This is a genomic window from Stenotrophomonas koreensis, assembly GCF_001431525.1.
Classification (GTDB): domain Bacteria; phylum Pseudomonadota; class Gammaproteobacteria; order Xanthomonadales; family Xanthomonadaceae; genus Stenotrophomonas; species Stenotrophomonas koreensis.
This window is the reverse complement of record NZ_LDJH01000011.1, coordinates 47,763-67,919: the sequence shown is the minus strand read 5'-3', so window position 1 is coordinate 67,919 and position 20,157 is coordinate 47,763. Positions and strand designations below refer to the sequence as shown.

The following is a 20,157-nucleotide window of genomic DNA, read 5'->3' as shown; positions in this document are numbered from 1 at the left end:
TACGTGGGTGTCAGCTGTTCAACCAAGGACCGCACGGTACCCGAAAACGGCTGGCTTGGCAAGCAATTTGCTGTGTGGGTCAAGGGTCTTGGCGGGTGATCTGCACCGAATCCAGCCACAGGCTGCCGCGCAGTACGCGCTCCGGTACGGTGCGGCCGGCATGGCCCAGCCGCAGTACCGGTTCATTGCAGGGAGTTGCCAGCACGAAACCCTGCTGGCGGTTCTGCCAGCCGGGGGAATCGGCCAGGGGCAGGGTGGCCAGGATCTGCCGGCCGCAGTGCAGCTGCCACTGGAAGGCACGGGGGTTGCCGGTGCGGTTGTCGGCGCTGGCCTGCAGCAGGTAAGTGCCCGCTGGCAGTGGGCCGAAGGTTTGCCGTGGCCCGTCAAAACGCAGGCTGCGCCCGGCAAATTCCACCCGCAGCGCGTACTGCCCGTCCCGGGCATGGCTGTCATCGCGCACGGTGGCCACCCCGGCCTGGCGTGGCCACCGCCAGTGGTAGGGGGTATCACCAGGTTCGGTCTCAAAGCCGCCATCAAACACGGTTGCCAGGTATGGCTGCAGCGTGGGTGGCAGATGCTCGCGCCATAGCTGGTAGGCACCGGCGGCATCACCGGCCAGGCGGCGCTGCTGCTGCCTGGCCTGCAGTTCGGCTGGCGCCAGCGGGCCGCGGGCGGCCAGCTGTTGCCAGAGTGCCTCCGCCCCGGCGGTGGCCTGGGTCTGGCGTGCCAGCAGGGTGGCCAGGTGGGGCCGCCACGGCGGGTCCGCCTGCAGGTGGTCAAGCAGGGCAGTGCGCAGCGCGGGGTTGCCCAGTTCGGGCAGCAGCATCTGCTCCAAAAGCGGTGCACGCAGCGCTGGCTGTACCCGCATCAGGGCGTCCAGGTGTTGCAGCGCGGCGGCCGGTTTGCCGGCCTCCAAGGCCTGGTCGGCCAGGGCGGCGCGGGTGTCGATGTCACGCGGTGCCCAGGCCAGTGCCTGTGCCCACAGGGCCTGGCTGGCCGGGCTGTCTGCCTCTGCGTTCTGCGCCAGCACGCGGAAGGCCTGGCCGTTGACCGGTGCGCTGCGCAGCACCGCCCGGGCGGCGGCCTGCGCTGCGGCTGGTTCGCCGGGGGGCGGGTTCAGCGCCGGGTGCCAGCCGGCGATGGCCGCGGCTCCGTGGTCATGCGGCAACAGCCACCAGGCTGCCGGAACGGCCGCCAGCGCAACCAGCAACGCGGTTGCACTGGCCAGCCAGCGGCGAAGGTGGGGCTCAGCCCTGGCCGGTGCCGTATTCATAGTAGGCGTAACCGTAGCCACTACTGCCGTGGCGCGGGTTGTGGCGGGTGAGCAGGCTGCCCAGCACGCGCGCATGTGCGGCCTGCAGGCGGCCGTTGGCCAGCACCAGGCTGTCATCACGGGTGGCTTCGGCCGCTGCCACCAGCACGGTGGCCTCGGCGTGGTGGGCCAGCAGCGGTGCATCGGCCAGGCCCAGTACCGGCGGGCCGTCGATGATGATCACCTCGTACTGCTGCCCCAGCTCACGCAGCAGGGCCGGCAGGCGGTCACCGGCCAGCAGCTCCGGCGGGCTCGGCGGCAACGGGCCGGAGAGCATCAGGTCATGCCCCAGTGCCGGTACCTGCATGATCGATTCCTCGATGCTGCATGCCCCGGCCAGCAGGTTGGACAGGCCAATACTGTTGCCCACCCCGGCCAGGTGGTGCTGCGAGGGCTTGCGCAGGTCGGCATCAATCAGCAGCACGCGCTTGCCCAGCTGGGCGATGTTGCGGGCCAGCTCGGCGGCGCTGGTGCTCTTGCCCTCACCGGCCCCGGCGCTGGTGATGAACAAGGTGTGCGGCAGGCCATGGCTGGTGGAAAACTGCAGCGCGGTGCGTACCGAACGGTAGGCCTCGGAAAAGGCCGAGCGCGGGTCGGCAGCGGCCTGCTGCGGGGTCTGCTTGGCCAGCAGCGGCACAACGCCCAGCACCGGGCGCTCGAGCAGGGCTTCCAGCTGCTTGGGGCTGTGGATGGCACGGTCAAGGAAATGCAGCACGAAGGCCAGCAGTACCCCGGCAAAACCACCCAGCAGCAGGCCGATGGCCAGGTTCAGCGGCAACCGTGGTGAATGCGGGTTGCGCGGTACTTCGGCGCGGTCGACCACCGAGATGTTGTTGGCGCCGACGCCACCGGCCACGCCGATTTCCTTGTAGCGCTGCAGCAGGCCGTCGTAGAGCTGGCGGTTGGTTTCGGCCTCGCGGCGCAGGATGTTGTACTGGATGCTGCGGTCCTGCAGGTCGAGCACGTCGCCCTTGAGCTGCTCGATGCGGTCCAGCAGCAGCTGCTCACGGGCCAGGCTGGCCTGGTGGTCGGCTTCCAGCGCGGCACGGATATGGCGCACTTCGGTCTGGATCTGCAGGTCGATCTCGCTGATCTGGCTGGCCAGGCGCTGCATGTCCGGATAATCCGGCTTGTAGGTGGCCAGGCGGTTCTGGTACTCGCCGCGCAGCTGTGCGCGCTGCTCGCGCAGGCGCTGGATCAGCGGGCTGGCCACCACCTGCGACAGCCCCAGGCCATCGCCGGTGCGGGCCTGTTGCCAGATGGATTCGGCCTTGATCCGCTCCTGCTGGGCCGCGGCCAGGGCACTGTTGAGCTCGCCCAGGTTCTGCGCCGCCAGCGACGGCGAGCCTTCGCCCACCGACACCAGCTGCTGCTCCGAAGCAAACGCCACCAGGGCTTTTTCCGAGTCTTCCAGGCGCGCCTTGAGCTGGGCCAGGCGTTCTTCCAGGTACTTGCTGGCGTAGGAGGACGCCTCGAAACGGCGCTCCAGGTTGCTGGCGATGAAGGCCTCGGCCCAAGTGTTGCTGACCCGCGCGGCCAGTGCTGGATCAGTGGCATCGAACTGCAGGTTGACCAAGCGCGAGTTGCGCACCGGGGCTACGGTCATACCCGCCAGCACACCGCCGACCAAGGCGCGTTCGCGCTCCAGCTCGGTCAGCGGCTTGCCGTTTTCCTGCGCGCGCTCGGCCAGGGCGGCCATCTGTTCGGCGTAGACCGGGTGCGCGGTGAGTTGGGCATCCTGGACCACACGCTGTGCGAGGCTGCGGCTTTTCAGCAGTTCGTACTGGGTCTGGTAAAAATCACGGTCGGCCGTCGATTCCATCGGCGTCACCCCCTCGACGTTGATCACGTTCAGGGTATCGCGCTCGATCTGGATGCTGCTGCCGGCACGGTAGACCGGGGTGGTGAGCAGGGTACCGGCCAGGGTCAGCAACACGACCGCCGCGGTGACGCCGAGCACCAGCCAGCGCCGGTCCATCAGGATGTTCCAGTATTCGCGCAGGTCGATCTCGTCGCTGTCCTGCGCCTCACGCGTAGTGTTGCTGGTTTCGGTGGTGCTGCTCATCGGTAGGCTCTCCAGACCGCGAGGAACGGCACGAGTTGGACCATGGTTTTCAGGGTGGTGCGGCCGGTAGAGCTGTCGACAATGACGATGTCCTCGCTGGCCAGCAGCGGATCCTGCAGCCGGCCCTGCTCGATCGCATCGATATCAAAACGGGCCACATGCTGCTGGCCCTGGATGTTGCGCAGCACGAAGACATTCCTGCGGCTGGCGACATCGCTCAGCCCTTGTGCCGAGGCGATGGCCTGCAGCAGGGTCAGGCGCGAGGTGGTCATCGGGTAGATGCCCGGCTTGTCGACCTCACCGCCAACGGTGATGCGCTGGCTGGCGAATTCCTTGACGAACACGCTGACCTGCGGCGACTGCAGGTAGCGCTGGCCATACAGCTGCGCCAGTTCCTGTTCCAGTTCACTGACCGTGCGCCCGGCGACGGTGACCTCGCCGACCAGCGGCAGGCCGATGGTGCCGGCATTGTTGACGCGCACTTCGCGCTCCAGATCGGGTACCTGGAACACATTCACGCTGAGCAGGTCGCTGGGGCCGATGCGGTATTCCGGCTGGCCCAGCAGCGCGGCGACCGGGTCCGGTTCGGGCAGTGAGGTGGCCAGGTCCCGCGAGGGGGAGCTGGTGCAGGCGCAGAGGAACAAGGTGCCTGCCAGCAGCACAGCGTGTTGGATTTTCTTGGACAAGTGGTAGATCCCTGAATGTCGGGTCCGCAGCATGCGGTCAAAACCTGCGCGATTATGCACGGCGGCCGAGCTTATTCCAAAGCGCACGCCACCCTGTGGTTTCGGCCGCGGCGGCGCGTTCTGAAGGGGCGGCACCGCGGCTGGCCAGCGAGGCGGGCAGGCTGTGTGGAGGGGTATCGGCCAGGATGCCGGCCGGCCGGCCCTGCACCATCAGCGCCGCTTCCTCGGTGCCGACCCGGCGCGCAGCCGCTTCGCGAGCCTCTGCCAGCAGCGGCGGACGGCGTTGCGGGTGGTGGGCATCGGTGGCCAGGATCATGCAGTGGCCTTCATCGATGAAACGCTCGGCCCAGTATTTCGGGCGCCGGCCATGGCGGCCGGTGAGCGCGCCGGCGGTGAGCTGCATCCAGGCACCGCGCTCGGCCAGGCGCACGAACACCTCGTAGTGATCCTCGACCCAGCTCAGGCGCTCGGGATGGGTGATCACCGGCACCAGCCCGGCGGCCATCAATTCAAAGATGGACTCTTCCAGCCGCGGCGGTGGTACGTGGTGAGGCGGTTCGACCAGCAGATAACGCGAGCCGGCCAGGGTCGGCACGCGGCCCTCGGCCACGCCCTGCACCAGCCCCGGTACCAGGTGGACATCGGCACCGCAGACCAGCTGCAGGTCGATACCGGCCTGCTGCAGCTGTCCCTGCAGGTCGGCAATGCCGGCGGTGATGCCGGGGCCGGTGTTCTCGTACAGCCCGGGATAGATATGCGGCGTGCAGGCGATGGTGGTGATGCCGTCGGCCTGGGCGATGCGCGCCATTTCCAGCGCCATCGACAGGTCGACGGCGCCATCGTCAATGGCCGGGAGCAGGTGGCAATGAAGATCGATCATCGGGGAAGGAAATGCTCAGGCCGCATCGCGGCGCTTGGCATTTTGGGGGTGATCCTTGTCACGACTGGAGTGGGGGGCGGGAGTCGGCTGCAGCTGCGCGCTGGCGGGGAGGACCATTGTGCGCAGACCGGCAAACAGCGCCACCGCCCGGGCCGGGGAGCGGCTGAGCCAGAACCAGAGCCCGAGCACGATGAAAAAGCCCAGCAGCAGCGCCGGCCGTGGGACATCGGCCAGCAACAGCAGGGCTGCCAGCAGCCCGGTGACCAGGCTCAGGGCTGACAGTGCCAGCACCAGCGATGCACTGGAAAAGCCGGCGTCGCGCATGAAGTGGTGGACATGGTCGCGGCCGGCGGCAAACGGCGAACGGCCGGCACGGTAACGGCGTACGATCAGCACCAGGCAGTCCAGCACCGGGATCGGGATCAGCCACAGCGCCAGCACCGGGCTGACCGGATGCCCCGGGTTCTGGGTCAGGCTGAAGGAGATCCAGGCGATGCAGAAACCCAGCAGTGCGCTGCCGCCATTGCCCATGAAAACGCGCGCGCGCGGCCGCCAGGGCAGCGCGAAATTGTGGGCCAGAAAGCCCAGCAGCGCCCCGACCAGGGCCAGCGCCATCATCGCCATTGGCAGGTTGCCGGCATACACCGCAGCCCCGGCCAGCATCAGGCAGGCACAGGCCACCAGCGAGCCGCACAGGCCATCGACCCCGTCGATCATGTTGATCGCATTGATCAGCCCGACCGTGGCAAACACCGTGAACGGCAGTGACAGCCCGCCCAGGGCCAGGCTGTCCAGGCCGAAGGCCGGGCCCAGTTGCTCCACCCGCACTCCGCCGAGCTTGACCATGATCAGCGCGGCCACTGCCTGGGAGAGGATCCGGATTGACCAGTGCAGGTCGTACAGGTCATCCAGGATGCCGACCACCATCAGCAGCCCCGCCCCGGCCAGGAAGCCCAGCAGCGCCGGGTTGTCGGTGGGGAAGAAGAACAGCGGGCTGAGGACCAGCCCGAAGAAGATGCCCAGGCCACCGGTGACCGGGATGCTGTGGCCGTGATCCTTGCGGGCGTGGCTGGGGTGGTCGACCAGGCCCCAACGCGCAGCGAACGGCTGCAGCAGCCAGATCGTCGCCCAGGCCACCAGCGCGGCAACCAGCAACCATCCGGCCACCGGGCCGGCACAATCCACACTTACCGTGCTGCAAGTGGGCATCAATGCCACGGAATCAAACATCCTGATCATCTCGAGCATAAGAGGCGATGCGTATTCACATTACTGTGACGTGGCGCACATGATCTTTTAACTTAACACGCGATTAACTTGTCAGCAATTCAGGTGCTTGGCGCTACGTCACAACCTGTGCAAACAGGCACGAAAAAGCCCGGCGTGATGCCGGGCTTTTTCCTGTCGGAGTCTTGCATGCTCGGGGGAGGGCACTCCGGCAGTCGGGACCGGGTGAAGGGGATGTTTCAGCCCCGGTCCCATGGGTGCAGCGCTGACGGGAGAGAGGGACGTCAGCGCCGCACCTTGCTGCGCGCCTTACCAGCTGAAACGCGGGCCAACGAACCACTCGCGGGCACCGGCCTTGGCCAGCTTGACCTCACCGGTCACGCCCCAGTTGGCGTTGATGTTGGCCACCGCACCGACGCGGCCATAGAACTCGCCGTCCGGGTTGATGCCGTGCTTCTTGCTGTAATCCTCATAGCCGGCGAAGGCATAGCCTTCCACCACCGGGTGCAGCTGCGAACGCAGGCCCACTTCGGCGCTGACGCCGTTGAAGTCATAGCCGTACTGCGGGTCGAACTTCTGGTAGGCGGCACGCGCAACCAGGTCGGTGGTCGGGTTGATGCCGCGGTTGTAACCGGCGCCGATGCGCCACTGGTCGACATCGACCTTGCCCAGGTCGGTTTCCTGGCCGGTGTAGTCTGCAAACACGTGATAGTTCGGGTGCACGGCAAGCGAACCCTTGATGCCAAAACCGTCGGCATCGCCGCCCTTGGAATCGGTGGCAACGTAACCGCCTTCAACATAGTTGTAGGACAGACGACCGTCGGCAGCAGAAGCAGCGAACGGGACAATGGCAGCCAGGCCCAGGGCGATAACAGTGTTCTTCATACGGGTACACCTTCCTGTTGGTTTTGATCCCGCCGGCAGCCAATGGCGCAACCCGGCGGGTGGACGGATTTAGGCATAAACGTCCCAAATTCCTCCTGAATACCAAACTTGCCAGTTCATAAATGAGCAGGCCATTACGGGAACTTTGGCAATGCAATGGCCTGTCCCGTTTTTGTGGGAGTGCGCTGGCGCGCGATGCGCAAGGCCTGATGGTGGGATGTCACTGCCGGGGTCGCCTACAAGGGCGAAGGGCTTCGTGGCCCGGGCCTGGCAAAAGCCAGAGGCGTCGCGACCAGGGTCGACTCCCACAAACGGGGAGGCTGCCAACGGCGCTGGACCGCTGGCAGGGTGGGAGGGGTTACCAGCTGGCGCGCGGGCCGATGAACCACTCGCGGCTGGACTGCTTGCCCAGGCGCACCTGGGCGCTCAGGCCCCAGTGTTCGTTGAATCTGGCGACGGCGCCGAGCCGGCCGTAGAACTCCGGTTCCGGGTTGATGCCGTTGTGCTCGGCATAGTTTTCCCAGCCGGCGAGGGCTTCCACTTCCCAACGGTGGTTGGCGAACAGGCGCCCGCCCAGCTCCAGCGCATAGCCATCGACGTCGCTGCCGTATTCGGGGCGCCAACCCAGCCAGCTGGCGCGCAGCAGCAGGTCGGTGGTGGAGCTCAGTTCGTGGTTCCAGCCGATGCCGGCCCGCCATTGGTCGACATCGACATCGACCTCATCCACGCGCTGGGCGCTGTAATCGGCAAACACATGCACGCTGGGGTGCAATGCCAGCATGCCCTTGATGGCCACGCCATCGGCGCGGGCATTGTCGTTGTCGGTATGGATGTAACCGGCTTCGATCAGGTTGTAGGGCAGCGCGTCGCTGGCGGGGGCGGCCAGCGGCAGGCCTGCCAGCAGGCAGGCGGCAAGCAGGGTTCTGTACATCCTCGTACGCCTTCTTGGTTGATGCCCCGACCGATGCTGGCCAGGGGCGGGAAAACCACAAAGGGCGGGAATCTAGCACTGCCGGCGGCGCTGATCTGCGGGGCGGTGCGGTGTTGTGGCGGCGGTCACGTCGACCTTGCGACCGCGGCCACAAGCGGCTCAGCGCAGCAGCTGGATGTGCTCGCCGGCCGGGCCGAACCAGCCATCACTGCTCTGCGCGCAGGCGCGCTGCCAGCCGGCGGCCTGCAGCGTGGCCGCGTCCACCGCCGGCAGGCGCAGGGCCAGGCTGTGCACGCCGGCCAGGCGCCCGGCCGGGCGTGGCGGCAGGTCGACCTGGTCGATCTCGACCATGCACTGCCCGGGCATCGGCACCACTGCCACCGGATAGCGCCCTTCCAGCGGCTTGCCATAGGCGCGGTTGAGCACGGTGATCTTGGTTTCGAACGCCCAGCCGGGTGCACCGAGCAGGGCCGCCCAGGCCGTCTGCGAGGCGGCGCGGTCGGGCGTGGTCATCACCCCGATGAAGGTGGAGGCGACCGTATCGGTGGTCATCGGCAGGTCGAACGGCGGTACCGCGGCCTTGATCTGGGTGAGATACAGCAGCTCACCGGCCGGCCCCAGCACCTGGGCGGCGCGGATGGCATTGCTCAGTTCCAGGTTGGCCGGTGCGCCGAGCACCCGGAACGGGGCCTGCAGCCCGGCGGCGAGGGTGTCGATGTCGCCGACCAGGATTTCCAGCGACAGCCAGCCATGGCGGAACATCGGTTCGATCACCGTGGCGGTCGGGTCCTCGATCACCCGCAGCACCGGCTGGCCGGCGCTGTTGGCCAGCCAGGCCAGTGGTGCGCCGGCCAGCGCGGGCAGGCCGAGCAGCGCGGCGTCCGCCTCTTCCAATGTGCCTTGTGCCTGCAGCTGCAGGCCCAGCTGCTGCTGGTAGGCCGCGCACAACGCGGCCAGCTCCGGCGCCAGCACGGTGGCATGCACGATGCCCTGGGCCAGGGCGCTCATTGTCCGCGCTCCGCGGCCAGCCGGCGTTCCAGCCAGGGCATCAGCCCGCCTCCGGCGACGATCTCCATCAGCTGCGGCGGGATCTTCTCGCAGGCAAATTCACGCCCGCTGGAGTGGTTGAGGATGCGCCCCTGTTCGGGCAGCACTTCCAGTTCGTCGCCGCGGGCCACTTCCAGGTCCGCACAGATCAGTGCCGGCACGCCCAGGTTGAGCGCGTTGCGGTAGAAGATGCGTGCGAACGATTTGGCCACGATCGCACCGACGCCAAGCTCGGCCAGCGCCTGCACCGCCTGCTCACGCGAGGAGCCGATGCCGAAGGACTCGCCACCGACGACGATGTCCCCGGGGCGCACTTCGCTGGCGAAGGCTGGATCCACCGCCTCCAGGCAGTGGCTGGCCAGCACCGCCAGCGGCTCGCGCATGTACGGACCGGGAGCGAGCACATCGGTATCGATGCGGTCGCCGAACACAAAGGCCTTGCCGCGCACGTTCATGCGCCTTCTCCCAGCAGCTGGCGTGGATCGGTGATGTGCCCGGTGACCGCGGCGGCGGCCACGCTGTAGGGCGAGGCCAGGTAGACATCGGCCTGGGCCGAGCCCATGCGGCCCTTGAAGTTGCGGGCGGTGGTGGAGATGCAGACCTCACCGGCACTGAGCATGCCCGCCCCCATCCCGGCACAGGCGCCGCAGCCGGACGGCAGCAGGATCGCACCGGCCTCGGTCAGCGTGGCCAGGGTGCCTTCGGACGCTGCCTGGGCGGTCATCGCCACCGAGGCCGGGGCGATCAGCAGGCGGGTGCCGCGGGCGACCTTGCGCCCGGCCAGCACGCGTGCGGCCATGCGCAGGTCTTCCAGCTTGGCGCCGGTGCAGGCGCCGATATAGGCCTGGTCCACGCGCACGCCGGCATGTTCGGCCACCGGGCGGCTGTTGGCCGGGCTGTGCGGCGCGGCCACATACGGGGTGATGGCAGCGGCGTCATAGCGGTGCACGGCGGCATAGGCCGCATCAGGATCACTGCGCCACTGCGCGATGTCTCCGCTGAACGGTTTGCCGGCGGCTTCCAGTGCGGCCAGGGTGATCGCATCGGGTTCGACGATGCCCGTCTCCGCACCGAGCTCGGCGGCCATGTTGCACAGGGTCAGGCGCTCGTGCATCGGCAAGGCCTGCACCGCGCTGCCGCCGTATTCGAACACCTGGCCTTCGTTGCCCATGCCGTGCTGCGCGCACAGCATCAGCATGATGTCCTTGGCGCTGACACCGTCGGCCAGCTGGCCGTCAATCTGGATGCGGGTGGTCTGCGGCACGCGCAGCCAGACCTCGCCGGTGACCAGGGCACCGGTGATGTCGGTGGCGCCCATGCCGACCATGAACGCGCCGAAGGCGCCGCCGCTGGGCGAGTGCGAATCCCCGCCGACACAGAACATGCCCGGCTGCACGTGGCCATGTTCCTGCAGCACCACATGGCAGATGCCGAGCATGTCGTAATGGGTGACCCCGGCCTTGCGCGCCCAGTTGCGGGTCAGGGCCAGGATGTCGGCACTTTCCATGTCCACGGCCGGCACGAAGTGGTCGGAGACCACCACGATCTTGTCCGGGTCCCAGACCGAGGCACCGAGCTTTTCCAGCCGGCTGGCGACCCGGCGCGGGCCGCCGGAGTCATGCATCATCAACAGGTCCAGGCGGGCGGTGAGGATTTCACCGGCACGGACGCTTGCCTGGCCACAGGCGCGGGCCAGGATTTTTTCAGCAAGGGTGGCGCTCAAGCAGAGCTCTCCATCGGGTCAGGGGTGTGATCCAGGCGCATCTGATAACGCAGCTGGTCGGGGCGGTATTGAATTTCCAACAGGTCCAGCAACTGGTCATCGCGGTCGAAAGAGCGTCGCTCCAGCGTCATCACCGCCTGGCCGGGCTGCATCTGCAGGTAGATCGCCGGCACCGGATCGACGCGGAGGGCCGAAATCTTCTGCTCCACCCGCACGATCGGCAGGCCGCACTGGCGGAACAGGTCGATGCGTGACTGCCGTGCCAGCTGCTCGGCATTGAAATCCGGATGTCGGGTGCGCGTCCAGCTGCTGTAGTAACCAAAGGTCTGGCCATGCCGCGAGCGCACGCGCACACAGCTGACCAGGGCTTCGTCGGCGGGCAGGTTGAAGGCTTGGCGTACCGGCTCCGGTGGCGGTATCCGCTGGTAACTGAGCAGGCGCACCTGGGTGTTGTCGGCCAGCGTGTCCAGGTTGTCGATCAGCTCGTACAACGGGCTGCGCAGCGGCGGCGGGCCCGCATGTCCGGGGTTGCGGCTGCGGCCGGAGGTGATGCGGGTGCCGCGCCCGCGCTGGCGTACCAGCAGGCCTTCCTCGGCCAGTTCGGCCAGGGCCAGGCGGACGGTTACCCGGGAAATGCCCAGACGCTTGGCCAGGTCCTCCTCGCGCGGCAACTGCTGGCCATCACGCAGCTCGCCCCGCTGGATCTGCTCGCGCAGCAACTGACGCAGCTGGTGGTACAGCGGCGTATGCAGATCCCGCCGCAGCAGGCCTTGCAGGTTGGCGTTGTCGTACAGATCCACGGGCTGGCCCTTGTGCCGTGCACATAGATAATAATGTTATATCTATATAGCTATAAAGGACGGCCTTGCCAAGTCCCCGCGGACAACTGGCGGGGACGACATCGCTGTGGCATTGTTTGTCCGGACAAGTGGTACGGCTGTTCCAGCAACTTGACGGGGTGCGGATGAAGCGTTGTTACCCATGGATCATCTGCGTGGTCGCGATGATCATGCTCTCGATCTCCAACGGCATGACCATGACCGGGATCACGGCCTTTGACTCCTCGCTGCTGGAGGAATTCGGCTGGAGCCGGGGGGCGCTGAAGTTCCGCGACATGTTCAACCTGCTGCTGGCGGCGCTGCTGTCGCCGTTCATCGGCGCGCTGATCGACCGGGTCGGGGTGCGCGCGCTGGTGCTGTTCGGCAGCGTGCTGCTGGCCATCCTGTATGTGGCCTATTCGCAGATCAGCAGCATTGCCCACGTCTACTGGATCCATGTCGGCTTTGCCGCGGTGGTGGTCAGTTCGGGCCTGAGCGTGGCGGTGATCATGGTCTCGCAGTGGTTCAATACCCAGCGTGGCACCGCACTGGGCATCGCCCTGGTCGGCTCCAGCCTGGGCGGGATGCTGATCCCGAAGCTGATCACCGCGCTGCTGCCGGCACACGGCTGGCGCGAGAGCTTCATCTGGATGGCGCTGCTGCCGGTGGCGCTGTTCGTGCTCAGCCTGGTGCTGGTGCGTACCCCGCAGCGCATGGGCCTGCAGCCGTGGGGGCATGACCATCCACGCACCGCCAAGCAGCAGGCGGCCAGCCAGTGGCCGGACCTGAGCTACCGCCAGGCCCTGTGCACGCCGACGTTCTGGGCGCTGGCAGTGGTGGCGATCACCACCTTCTGGGCGATCATGTCGCTGTCCTCGCACCTGATCCTGCACATGCGCGACCTGCAGTTCAGCGCCGAACGTGCCGCCGATGGCATGTTCCTGCTGTTCGGCTTGGGCATGGTCGGCAAGTTCCTGTTCGGCTTCCTGGCCGACATCTGTTCGCCCAAGCGGGTGTTCGTCTGCAATGTCGCGCTGATGGCGCTGGGCAGCCTGATCCTGGCCAGCCAGCGTGCCGAACTGCTGTGGACCGGGCTGGTGGTGATGGGCCTGGGCTGGGGCGGCCTGTATGCGGTGCTGCAGCTGCAGATCGTCGATGCCTTCGGCCTCGGCTCGGCTGGCAAGATCCTCGGCACCATCTCGCTGATGGATGCAACCTCGGCCGGGCTCGGCATCTGGCTCAGCGCGGTGATGTTCGACCATTTCGGCAATTACGGCGTGGCGTTTGCGGTGATGGCCGCGATGGTCTGTACCGGCCTGCTGGCCTCGCTGTTCGTGCGCGATGAGCGCCGACTGGCCTGGGAAGCCGGTGGCCGGGAAGGCCGCGCACCAGCGGCAACCTCCTGAGGCCGGACTGGCAGCACTTTTCGCGCGCGAGCGCGCTCCCACACGAGCTACATGGCCGGCATCGAGCGCGATGCTTTCCTGCCCGATTTTGTGGGAGCGAGCTTGCTCGCGATGCTCCTGCTTTTGTTGGAGCGACTAAGGTCGCGATGCCGATGCTTTTGTGGGAGTCGAGGTTGCCACGGCTCGTCGTGCGCGAGTGCACTGCCGTGATGGCAGGAGAGTCGATTCGCGCGCGAGCGCGCTCCCACAAAAGCCTGTTGCCTGTCCGTGGCGGTGCATGGCGTGGTGCATGATTTGCAGTAGTGCACCTGTGCGGTGTTCTACCCCGAAATCACGGACTGTTTGGAAAGAGCTGAAAACTTCTGCTCCTGCCTGGCAAGGTGCCGTCGCATCCTGGGGTTGTGGCGGCGCCGCTAAAAGGGAAAGTGGCGGCCCTTGTGGGAGCGCGCTAGCGCGCGAAGCAGGATGCTCGGCAAGGCGTAAAGCATCGCGAGCAAGCTCGCTCCCACACAAGCAATGTTCATGGCCGCCTGATCAAGGCGGTTGATTCCTGCAGGGCCTTCTTCAGGCCTCAGCAACTCATCTCCCAGTATTCCCCTTTCCTCACTCCTCTTTCCTCGTTACTCGTTCCTCGCACCGCACTCCTCACTCATTTCCCACCCAAAAAGAAGGCCCGCGATGCGGGCCTTGAAGAGAGCGAGGAGCTTGGGTATCCGGAGGGGGCGCTCAGATCAGTTTGAGCTTGCCGAAGGCGGCGATCACGATGATGCAGGTCCAGATCAGCAGTACCGGAATCTTGACCCGGTCCACCAGCTGCTTCAGTGCCTGTTGTTCGGCATCGCTGGCGGTGTTGCTGGCGACCTTGCCGAACAGGGGGCCGAAGGGTTTGAGCTGGATGCGTACCAGCAGGCCCATCGCGATGATGGTGGCAAACAGCAGCAGCTTGACCGCCAGCCAGCGCACCTGCGGCACCAGGCCGCCATCGCTGAAGGCATCGATGCCGGCACCGACACAGGCAGCCAGGACCAGCAGGCGCAGGCCGAAGTCAATCTGCGCAATGCGGTGGCCCAGTGGGGAGTGTTCCTTGAGGAAGGCAAACCAGGCCAGCCCCATCCACAGCGCGGTCAGCAGCCAGACCAGCCACAGCCAGCCATTGATTGGCAGCAGGCCCATCTGCGTGGCCAGGGTCACGCCACTGCCGAAGGCCAGGATCAGGCAGCTGCGCGGGATCATGTCCAGCAGCAGCATCGATTTGGCCGAGAACAGGCGCACGGCCAGCGGCTGGGCGGGGTCGGCAATCTTGCCGGCGATATAGAACACGCCCAGGTCACCACCCAGCCAGTAGCCGGCAATGAGCAGGTGCAACAGCAACAACAACGCGTAATCCATGGTCAGGGCTCTCGTGACGCTGCCGCTCCCGGATGGGAGCGGCAGGTGGTACGGGTGGGAAGGGTTTTCGTCCGCTGTGCTTACCAGAACCGGTACTTGAACTCGACGCCGTAAGTGCGTGGCACGTTCGGGTAGATCACGCCGATGCCCAGGCCAGCGATGTCAAAGCCACCGGTGGAGGAGAACTCGTTGCTCAGGTTCTTGCCCCACAGTGCCACCGACCAGTTGGCATCATGCGGTTCATAGGCCACGCGTGCGTTGTACTCGGTATTGGCGCGGGTCATGATCAGCCGCGAGGTGTCCTGGTTCTGGTAATACTCATCGGTGTAACGGGCCTGGGCGCTGAGTACCAGGTCGGCAGTGGCCAGTGGCTGCACGTAGCTGGCACCGATGTTCCACTGCAGGTCCGGCGAGCTCTTCATCGAGCGGCCGTTGAAGTAGGCAGCATTGGCATCGCTGTAGTTCTGGTATTCGCCATCGATGGTGCCGAAGCTGGCGTTGACCTTCAGCTTGCGGGTGACCTGCGCCTGCAGGTCCACTTCGATGCCCTGGATCAGCGCGCCGGTGGCATTGGTCATCACGAACACGCCTTCCGGGTTGACTGCGGTCAGCTGGATGCCGTCGTAATCGAGCCGGTAGTAGTTGGCGTTCAAGCGCACGCGGTTGTCCAGCAGCGTGGTTTTTACCCCGATTTCATACGCGGTCAGGGTCTCGGCATCGACCGGGGTGATGGTGGCAAACGTGGTGCCGCGGCCGTTGTAGCCACCGCTCTTGAAGCCGGTGGTGACGCTGGCATAGCCCATGATGTTGTCGTTGAAGTCGTAATCGAGCATCACCTTCCAGTCCGGGCGGGTCCAGGTCTTGTCCAGCGCCTTGGTGAAGTCGATGCTGCCGTCGTTGCGCCGGGCAACCACGTTGAAGTCCTTGTTCTCCGAGCTGTAACGCCCACCCAGGGTCAGGGTCAGCCTGTCGCTGAAGTCATAGCCGCCCTGGGCGTAGACCGCCCAGGCGGTGGTGTCCTGTTCCACGTAATAGGTGGTGGCGCCGCGGGCGAAGATGTCCGAGCGGGTCGGCTGGTCGTTGCTTTCCTGGAAGGCGAACACGCCGGCCACCCAGTTGAACGGGCCATCGTGCTGGGAGGTGAACTGGGCCTCGTAGCCGCGCTGCTTCTGCTGCTGGTCCTGTTCCAGGTGGTAGCGCATCTGGTCGGTGCCATCGACGTCCATGTAGAAGTGATGGTCCATCGTGCGGTAGTGCAGGATGTTGCGCCAGGAGAAGCTGCCGAAGTCGGTTTCGCTGGTCAGCGCGACGCCGAACTGGTCCATGTCGCTCAGGCCTTCGGCGTCGGTGCGGGTCTGGTAGAAACTGCCCAGCTGCGGGAACACCTTGTCATCGACCATGCCCACCGGGGTGCCCCAGGCCGGGGTCGAGCGCTCGCGCAGGCGGTCGATGCTCAAGGTGGCATACGAGGCTTCGCCCCAGGTGCTGGCCAGGGCCAGACGGCCGGCCAGTACGTCCTGGTCGTTGACATCGCGGTTGCCGACCTGGTCATGCAGGATGCCGTCGCGGTTGCGGCTGAGCACGGCGGCCGACACGTCCAGGGTCTCGCCGACGCGGGTGGCGAACATCACCCGGCCATCCAGACGGCCGAGGTTGCCCACGCTCAGGTCCGCCGACAGTCGGTCTTCGCCGGTTGGCTTCTTGGAGATGTAGCGGATCGCACCGCCGGTGGCATTGCGGCCATACAGCGTGCCCTGCGGGCCGCGCAGCACTTCGATGCGCTCGACATCGTAGAGGTCGAACATCGCGCCGTTCTGGCGGGCGATGTAGACATCGTCGATGTACAGCGCCACCGCCGGGTCATTGGTGAACATCGATTCGTCGGCGCCGACGCCGCGCATGATGATCTTGGCGCCGGAGCTGGTGCCGGTGTTCTGCTCGATGATGATGTTGGGCGTGGTGAACTTGACATCATCCACGCGGGTGACCTGCATCCGCTCCAGCTCGGGGCCGGAAATCACGGTCAGGCTGAGCGGGGTTTTCTGCACTTGCTGCTCGCGACGCTGGGCGGTCACGCTGACCTGGTCCAGCTGCACGGCCTGCTCATCGGTCGACTGGGTCGACTGGGCCTGGGCATTGCCACTACCAAGGGCAGTCACGATCGCAACTGCCAATGCACTCCGGTACATAACTTCTTTCATGACTCGCCTCTGGAACGCGGTGGAGGATGAAGAACGCTTGTTTCGGGTCTTGCCGTGGGGAGAAACAAATTGCTGCATTGCTATATCAATATGTGAATAGAGTATTAAGCCTGCGACGGTTTTGGACAATCGGTCTATTGACTTTCTTTTTCGCTGCTGCGCAACACGTTGTTTCTTATGCAAGTGACTGTTTGTAGATGGGAAATAAAAAAACGCCCCGTAATGGGGCGTTGAAGTTGCACCTGATTGGTGCATCAATGACTTAAAGGTGCCATCGATATGTCATTGATACCTGGGTGCCGTTGCCGCTACCGCCTTCAGTCACGCATCAGCGCGCCGCCGTTGACGTGCAGCACCTGGCCGCTGATGTAGGCGGCCGCATCGCTGAGCAGGAACAGCACCGGCGCGGCGATGTCGGCGGCCACGCCGATCCGGCCCAGCGGCACCCTGGCCGCATAGGCATCGATGTCCAGGCGCAGCGGTGCACCGTCCTCGCGCCCGCCGCGGCCATAGCCGCCGCGCAGGAAGGCGGTATCCACCCCGCCCGGTGCCACCGCATTGACCCTCACCTGCGGCGCGGCCTCGGCGGCGAGCACGCGGGTGAGCGCATTCAAGCCGGCCTTGGCGATGGCATAGGCGCCATAGCCGGCCGCGCCGATGCTGGCGATCCCGGTGGAGACATTGACGATGGCCGGGTGCGGCGCCTGGCGCAGCAACGGCAGCGCCTGCTGGCAGCAGTGCAGGGCGCCGCGCAGGTTGCCCTGGTGGATGTCCTCGAACACTGCCGCCTCCAGCCCGTCCAGGGTCTGCAGGCCACCGGTGTAGCCGGCGACATTGACCAGGCCGTCGATCTGCGGGTGGTGCGCGGCCACCTGCGCGAATGCGGCGCTGACCGCGGCCGGGTCGCGGATGTCGGCAGCCACGCCGTGCACGCCGTCCGGCAGTGGGCGCTGCTGCAGCGACTGGGCCAGGTCGACCACGCTGATCTGCGCCTGCTGGGCATGCGCGGCCTGGACGATGGCGTGGCCGATGCCACCGCAGCCGCCGACGACGACCAGGTGCATCCGCGGTGGCAGCACGATGCTGGCGGGATTGGCTGTATGCATGGCAGGTTTCCTCAGAAGGGTTTGAGCAGGCCGGCAAAGGCCATCAGCGCGCTGGTGGTCCAGAACACCCAGACAATCGGCCGCGCGCGGCGCAGGCTGTCACGGAAGATCGCCTCGGTGGCCGGGGTCGAGCCCTCGGCCTCGAGCCGGGCAAAGCCACTGGCCCAGCCGCCCATGATCCGGCGCAGCACCAGGCCCAGGATCAGCAGCAGGCCGAAGCCGACCAGCTTGGCCGCCAGCCAGCCGACATACACGCCCTGGCCGGTGACCAGCGCCCAGCTGCCGCTGCCGATCAGCACCAGCGCCAGCACCACGCGGATGCCATGGTCGATCCGCTTCAGGCGCTGGCCCAGCGCATCGGCCGGGTGCCGGTAGACCGACCAGGACAGCAGCAGCCAGGCGATCCCGGCAGCCCAGATCAGCGCCATCGACCCGGCCGGCAGCGCTATCAGCTGCAGGTTGCTGGCCAGCTGCAGGCCCAGCGGCAGCAGCAGGATCAGGCACGAGCGTGGCACCAGGTCGATGCGCAGCGCGGCCTGCAGGAAGCGCCGGCGCTCGGCCAGCGGCAGGTCGGCGCGGGCGACATAGGCCGAGGTCACATATACGCCCCAGTCCGGGGCCAGCCAGTACGCAAACAGCAGCAGGTGGGCATAAACCAGGTACATGTGGTGTTCCACGGCACTCTCCGTAGTGAAGGAAGCCGCCGGCGCAGGTCATATGCCGGGCTGGCGGTGCCTGCCTTATTGACATATTGGTATGTCAATGGTCAAAGCGTGACTGATACCTTCCGCCACCGCCCACATCTCCAGGAGCAGGCATGATCCAGCGGCAATTCGTACGCATCGGCAACCGGCATGTGCACTACCGTTACGCCGGCAGCGGCCCGGTGTTGATCCTGTTGCACCAGTCGCCACAGAACTCGCGGATGTGGCTGTCGATGATCGAGCGCTTTGCCGGCCGCTACACGGTGATCGCGCCCGATACCCCGGGCTTTGGCTACTCCGATCCATTGCCGGGCGAGCAGGACATCGATGGCTTCGCCCGCGCCACCCTGGCCTTTGCCGATGCGCTGGGCATCGGGAAGTTCGCGCTGTTCGGCATGCACACCGGCGGCCTGATCGGCATGCACCTGGGCTGGATCGCGCCGGAGCGGCTGAGCGCGCTGGTGATCGACGGCTACGCGCTGTTCAACGATGCCGAGCGTGCGCGCTACACCGACAAGTACCTGCCGCCGTTCGTGCCCAGCTGGGATGGTGGCCACCTGCGCTGGCTGTGGTCGCGCATGCGCGAGCAGCTGTACTTCTTCCCGTGGTGCGACCCGTCGGCCGACTGCGCGATCGTGCTGCCGCCGTACACGCCCGCAGGCACGCATGACGCGGCGATGGACATCCTGGATGTCGGCGACAACTACCGCATCGGCTATGGCGCGGCCTTTGCCTACACCCAGCGCCAGCGCGTGGCCGAGCTGCGCTGCCCGGCCTGGCTGGTCTACCGCTCCACCGACGTGCTGCTGCCTCACCACGAACGCCTGCCGGCGCTGCCGGACAACGTGGCCTGCGTGATCGAGCACGAGGATGTGGACGGCCTGCACCGGCGCATGGATGCGATCCTGGCCGACACCACCGATGCACTCGGACCGGCATCGGTTGATCTGGGCGCGCGCGTGCTGGAGGGCTGGTACCGCCAGATCGTGGATACCGCCGTCGGTGAGGTGGCCGTGTGGGTGCGGCAGGGCCAGCAGGGCGCGGTGCTGCACATCCACGCCCCGGGTCAGCGTCCGCTGCAGCCGGAGGAGGTGGTGGCCGATGCACGTACCCAGTTGCTGGTCGAGCTGCCCGGCCATGGTGCCTCGTGCGAAACCGCGCACGCGCCGGAGGCGGCCACCATGCACGCCGCGCTGTTGGCTGTCAGCACCCGGCTGGCCGGCGGCCAGCCACTGGAGGTGCAGGCACACGAGGCTGCCGGTGGCTATGTGCCGGCGCTGGTGGCCGCACTGGCCGGCCAGGTCAGTGGCGTGGTGTTGCACCGGCCGTGGCTGCTGGATGCGGCCGAGTGCCAGACCTTCCTGCAGCAGTTGCCTGACCCGCAGGTGCACCGCGCCGGCGGCCATATGGCCGAGGCCTGGCAATGGGAGCGCGAGCGCCACCTGTTGTGGCCGTGGCTGGCACCGTCGGCCGGCGCGCGCCGGCGCGTGGCCGGGCCGGACACTGCGCGCGTGCATGCCAACGTGGTCGAGCTGCTGCGCCTGGGCCAGCGCCTGCCGCTGCTGTTTGCCGGTGCCGTCGTGCCCGGGCTGGCGCAGGCCATTGCCGCGCTCGCCGTGCCAGTACGGCTGGAATGTGCCGAAGCGGACGACTATGCCGGACGTACCGCCGCCCTGCGCCGCCAGCTGGCTGGCTGAGCCGGGCACGCGCTGCAACGACAACGCCCACCGCAAGGTGGGCGTTGTCGTCTCAGCCGAGGTATGGCGTCACCACGGTC

At 66.6% G+C, this 20,157-nt stretch carries 16 protein-coding genes and 2 pseudogenes; 2 read left to right on the top strand and 16 right to left on the bottom strand.

The window, feature by feature from the left end:
* Positions 1-79 precede the first annotated feature (79 nt).
* The 12 genes and pseudogenes from ABB25_RS06545 to ABB25_RS06495 all read right to left on the bottom strand — a co-directional run bounded on the left by ABB25_RS06545 (position 80) and on the right by ABB25_RS06495 (position 11,556).
* Positions 80-1,273 carry a hypothetical protein gene (locus ABB25_RS06545; protein WP_152981072.1) on the bottom strand — a complete coding sequence of 398 codons (1,194 nt, stop codon included), beginning with the start codon at positions 1,271-1,273 and terminating at the stop codon, positions 80-82.
* A pseudogene (locus ABB25_RS14890) lies at positions 1,248-1,826 on the bottom strand (CpsD/CapB family tyrosine-protein kinase); the annotation flags it as partial. The pseudogene ABB25_RS14890 and the gene ABB25_RS06545, both read right to left, overlap by 26 nt.
* 186 nt (positions 1,827-2,012) lie before the next feature.
* Positions 2,013-3,392 (bottom strand): annotated as a pseudogene (locus tag ABB25_RS06540) (GumC family protein); the annotation flags it as partial.
* Complete coding sequence (locus ABB25_RS06535; RefSeq protein WP_425477311.1) at positions 3,374-4,063, bottom strand: polysaccharide biosynthesis/export family protein; 690 nt, start codon at positions 4,061-4,063, stop codon at positions 3,374-3,376. The pseudogene ABB25_RS06540 and the gene ABB25_RS06535, both read right to left, overlap by 19 nt.
* Before the next feature lie 52 nt (positions 4,064-4,115).
* Positions 4,116-4,943, bottom strand: a complete 828-nt coding sequence (locus tag ABB25_RS06530) for a tyrosine-protein phosphatase (protein ID WP_057665154.1) — start codon at positions 4,941-4,943, stop codon at positions 4,116-4,118.
* Between the two features lie 15 nt (positions 4,944-4,958).
* Complete coding sequence (locus tag ABB25_RS06525; RefSeq protein ID WP_160319414.1) at positions 4,959-6,173, bottom strand: MraY family glycosyltransferase; 1,215 nt, start codon at positions 6,171-6,173, stop codon at positions 4,959-4,961.
* 306 nt (positions 6,174-6,479) lie between these two features.
* Positions 6,480-7,055, bottom strand: coding sequence for an OmpO family porin (locus ABB25_RS06520; protein WP_057665150.1), 576 nt, complete (start codon positions 7,053-7,055; stop codon positions 6,480-6,482).
* 358 nt (positions 7,056-7,413) lie between these two features.
* Positions 7,414-7,986 (bottom strand): porin family protein, encoded by a 573-nt coding sequence (locus tag ABB25_RS06515; RefSeq protein ID WP_057665147.1) that lies wholly within the window; start codon positions 7,984-7,986, stop codon positions 7,414-7,416.
* Between the two features lie 159 nt (positions 7,987-8,145).
* Entirely contained in the window at positions 8,146-8,994 is an 849-nt protein-coding gene (locus tag ABB25_RS06510; protein ID WP_057665145.1) for a hypothetical protein, read from the bottom strand.
* On the bottom strand, positions 8,991-9,488 hold the full coding sequence (locus ABB25_RS06505) for a LeuD/DmdB family oxidoreductase small subunit (protein ID WP_057665144.1): 498 nt from the start codon (positions 9,486-9,488) through the stop codon (positions 8,991-8,993). Before ABB25_RS06505 ends, ABB25_RS06510 begins: the two co-directional genes overlap by 4 nt.
* Complete coding sequence (locus ABB25_RS06500) at positions 9,485-10,756, bottom strand: 3-isopropylmalate dehydratase large subunit (RefSeq protein ID WP_057665142.1); 1,272 nt, start codon at positions 10,754-10,756, stop codon at positions 9,485-9,487. Before ABB25_RS06500 ends, ABB25_RS06505 begins: the two co-directional genes overlap by 4 nt.
* Positions 10,753-11,556: a GntR family transcriptional regulator gene (locus ABB25_RS06495; protein WP_057665140.1), complete on the bottom strand. Its 804-nt coding sequence runs from the start codon at positions 11,554-11,556 to the stop codon at positions 10,753-10,755. Before ABB25_RS06495 ends, ABB25_RS06500 begins: the two co-directional genes overlap by 4 nt.
* Positions 11,557-11,720: 164 nt before the next feature.
* Between ABB25_RS06495 and ABB25_RS06490 the strand changes: the two genes are divergently transcribed.
* Positions 11,721-12,980, top strand: a complete 1,260-nt coding sequence (locus tag ABB25_RS06490) for an MFS transporter (protein WP_057665138.1) — start codon at positions 11,721-11,723, stop codon at positions 12,978-12,980.
* A 726-nt stretch (positions 12,981-13,706) separates the two neighbouring features.
* On the opposite strand, the gene ABB25_RS06485 is transcribed toward ABB25_RS06490, so the two are convergent.
* From ABB25_RS06485 to ABB25_RS06470, 4 genes are all read right to left on the bottom strand, one after another.
* Entirely contained in the window at positions 13,707-14,369 is a 663-nt protein-coding gene (locus tag ABB25_RS06485) for a hypothetical protein (protein ID WP_057665136.1), read from the bottom strand.
* Positions 14,370-14,449: 80 nt separating this feature from the next.
* Positions 14,450-16,570: a TonB-dependent receptor gene (locus tag ABB25_RS06480; protein WP_160319413.1), complete on the bottom strand. Its 2,121-nt coding sequence runs from the start codon at positions 16,568-16,570 to the stop codon at positions 14,450-14,452.
* A 317-nt stretch (positions 16,571-16,887) separates the two neighbouring features.
* Entirely contained in the window at positions 16,888-17,676 is a 789-nt protein-coding gene (locus tag ABB25_RS06475) for an SDR family NAD(P)-dependent oxidoreductase (protein ID WP_057665132.1), read from the bottom strand.
* Between the two features lie 11 nt (positions 17,677-17,687).
* Positions 17,688-18,341: a hypothetical protein gene (locus ABB25_RS06470; RefSeq protein ID WP_057665130.1), complete on the bottom strand. Its 654-nt coding sequence runs from the start codon at positions 18,339-18,341 to the stop codon at positions 17,688-17,690.
* 152 nt (positions 18,342-18,493) lie between these two features.
* Between ABB25_RS06470 and ABB25_RS06465 the strand changes: the two genes are divergently transcribed.
* Positions 18,494-20,077, top strand: a complete 1,584-nt coding sequence (locus ABB25_RS06465; protein ID WP_057665128.1) for an alpha/beta fold hydrolase — start codon at positions 18,494-18,496, stop codon at positions 20,075-20,077.
* Positions 20,078-20,157: the final 80 nt, after the last annotated feature.

Coding starts and splice junctions, on each gene's coding strand:
- ABB25_RS06490 (WP_057665138.1), top strand. CDS start 11,721: ATGAAGCGTTGTTACCCATGGATCATCTGCGTGGTCGCGATGATCATG.
- ABB25_RS06545 (WP_152981072.1), bottom strand. CDS start 1,273: ATGAATACGGCACCGGCCAGGGCTGAGCCCCACCTTCGCCGCTGGCTG.
- ABB25_RS06515 (WP_057665147.1), bottom strand. CDS start 7,986: ATGTACAGAACCCTGCTTGCCGCCTGCCTGCTGGCAGGCCTGCCGCTG.
- ABB25_RS06520 (WP_057665150.1), bottom strand. CDS start 7,055: ATGAAGAACACTGTTATCGCCCTGGGCCTGGCTGCCATTGTCCCGTTC.
- ABB25_RS06505 (WP_057665144.1), bottom strand. CDS start 9,488: ATGAACGTGCGCGGCAAGGCCTTTGTGTTCGGCGACCGCATCGATACC.
- ABB25_RS06480 (WP_160319413.1), bottom strand. CDS start 16,570: ATGAAAGAAGTTATGTACCGGAGTGCATTGGCAGTTGCGATCGTGACT.
- ABB25_RS06475 (WP_057665132.1), bottom strand. CDS start 17,676: ATGCATACAGCCAATCCCGCCAGCATCGTGCTGCCACCGCGGATGCAC.
- ABB25_RS06530 (WP_057665154.1), bottom strand. CDS start 4,943: ATGATCGATCTTCATTGCCACCTGCTCCCGGCCATTGACGATGGCGCC.
- ABB25_RS06465 (WP_057665128.1), top strand. CDS start 18,494: ATGATCCAGCGGCAATTCGTACGCATCGGCAACCGGCATGTGCACTAC.
- ABB25_RS06485 (WP_057665136.1), bottom strand. CDS start 14,369: ATGGATTACGCGTTGTTGTTGCTGTTGCACCTGCTCATTGCCGGCTAC.
- ABB25_RS06470 (WP_057665130.1), bottom strand. CDS start 18,341: ATGTACCTGGTTTATGCCCACCTGCTGCTGTTTGCGTACTGGCTGGCC.
- ABB25_RS06525 (WP_160319414.1), bottom strand. CDS start 6,173: ATGTTTGATTCCGTGGCATTGATGCCCACTTGCAGCACGGTAAGTGTG.
- ABB25_RS06510 (WP_057665145.1), bottom strand. CDS start 8,994: ATGAGCGCCCTGGCCCAGGGCATCGTGCATGCCACCGTGCTGGCGCCG.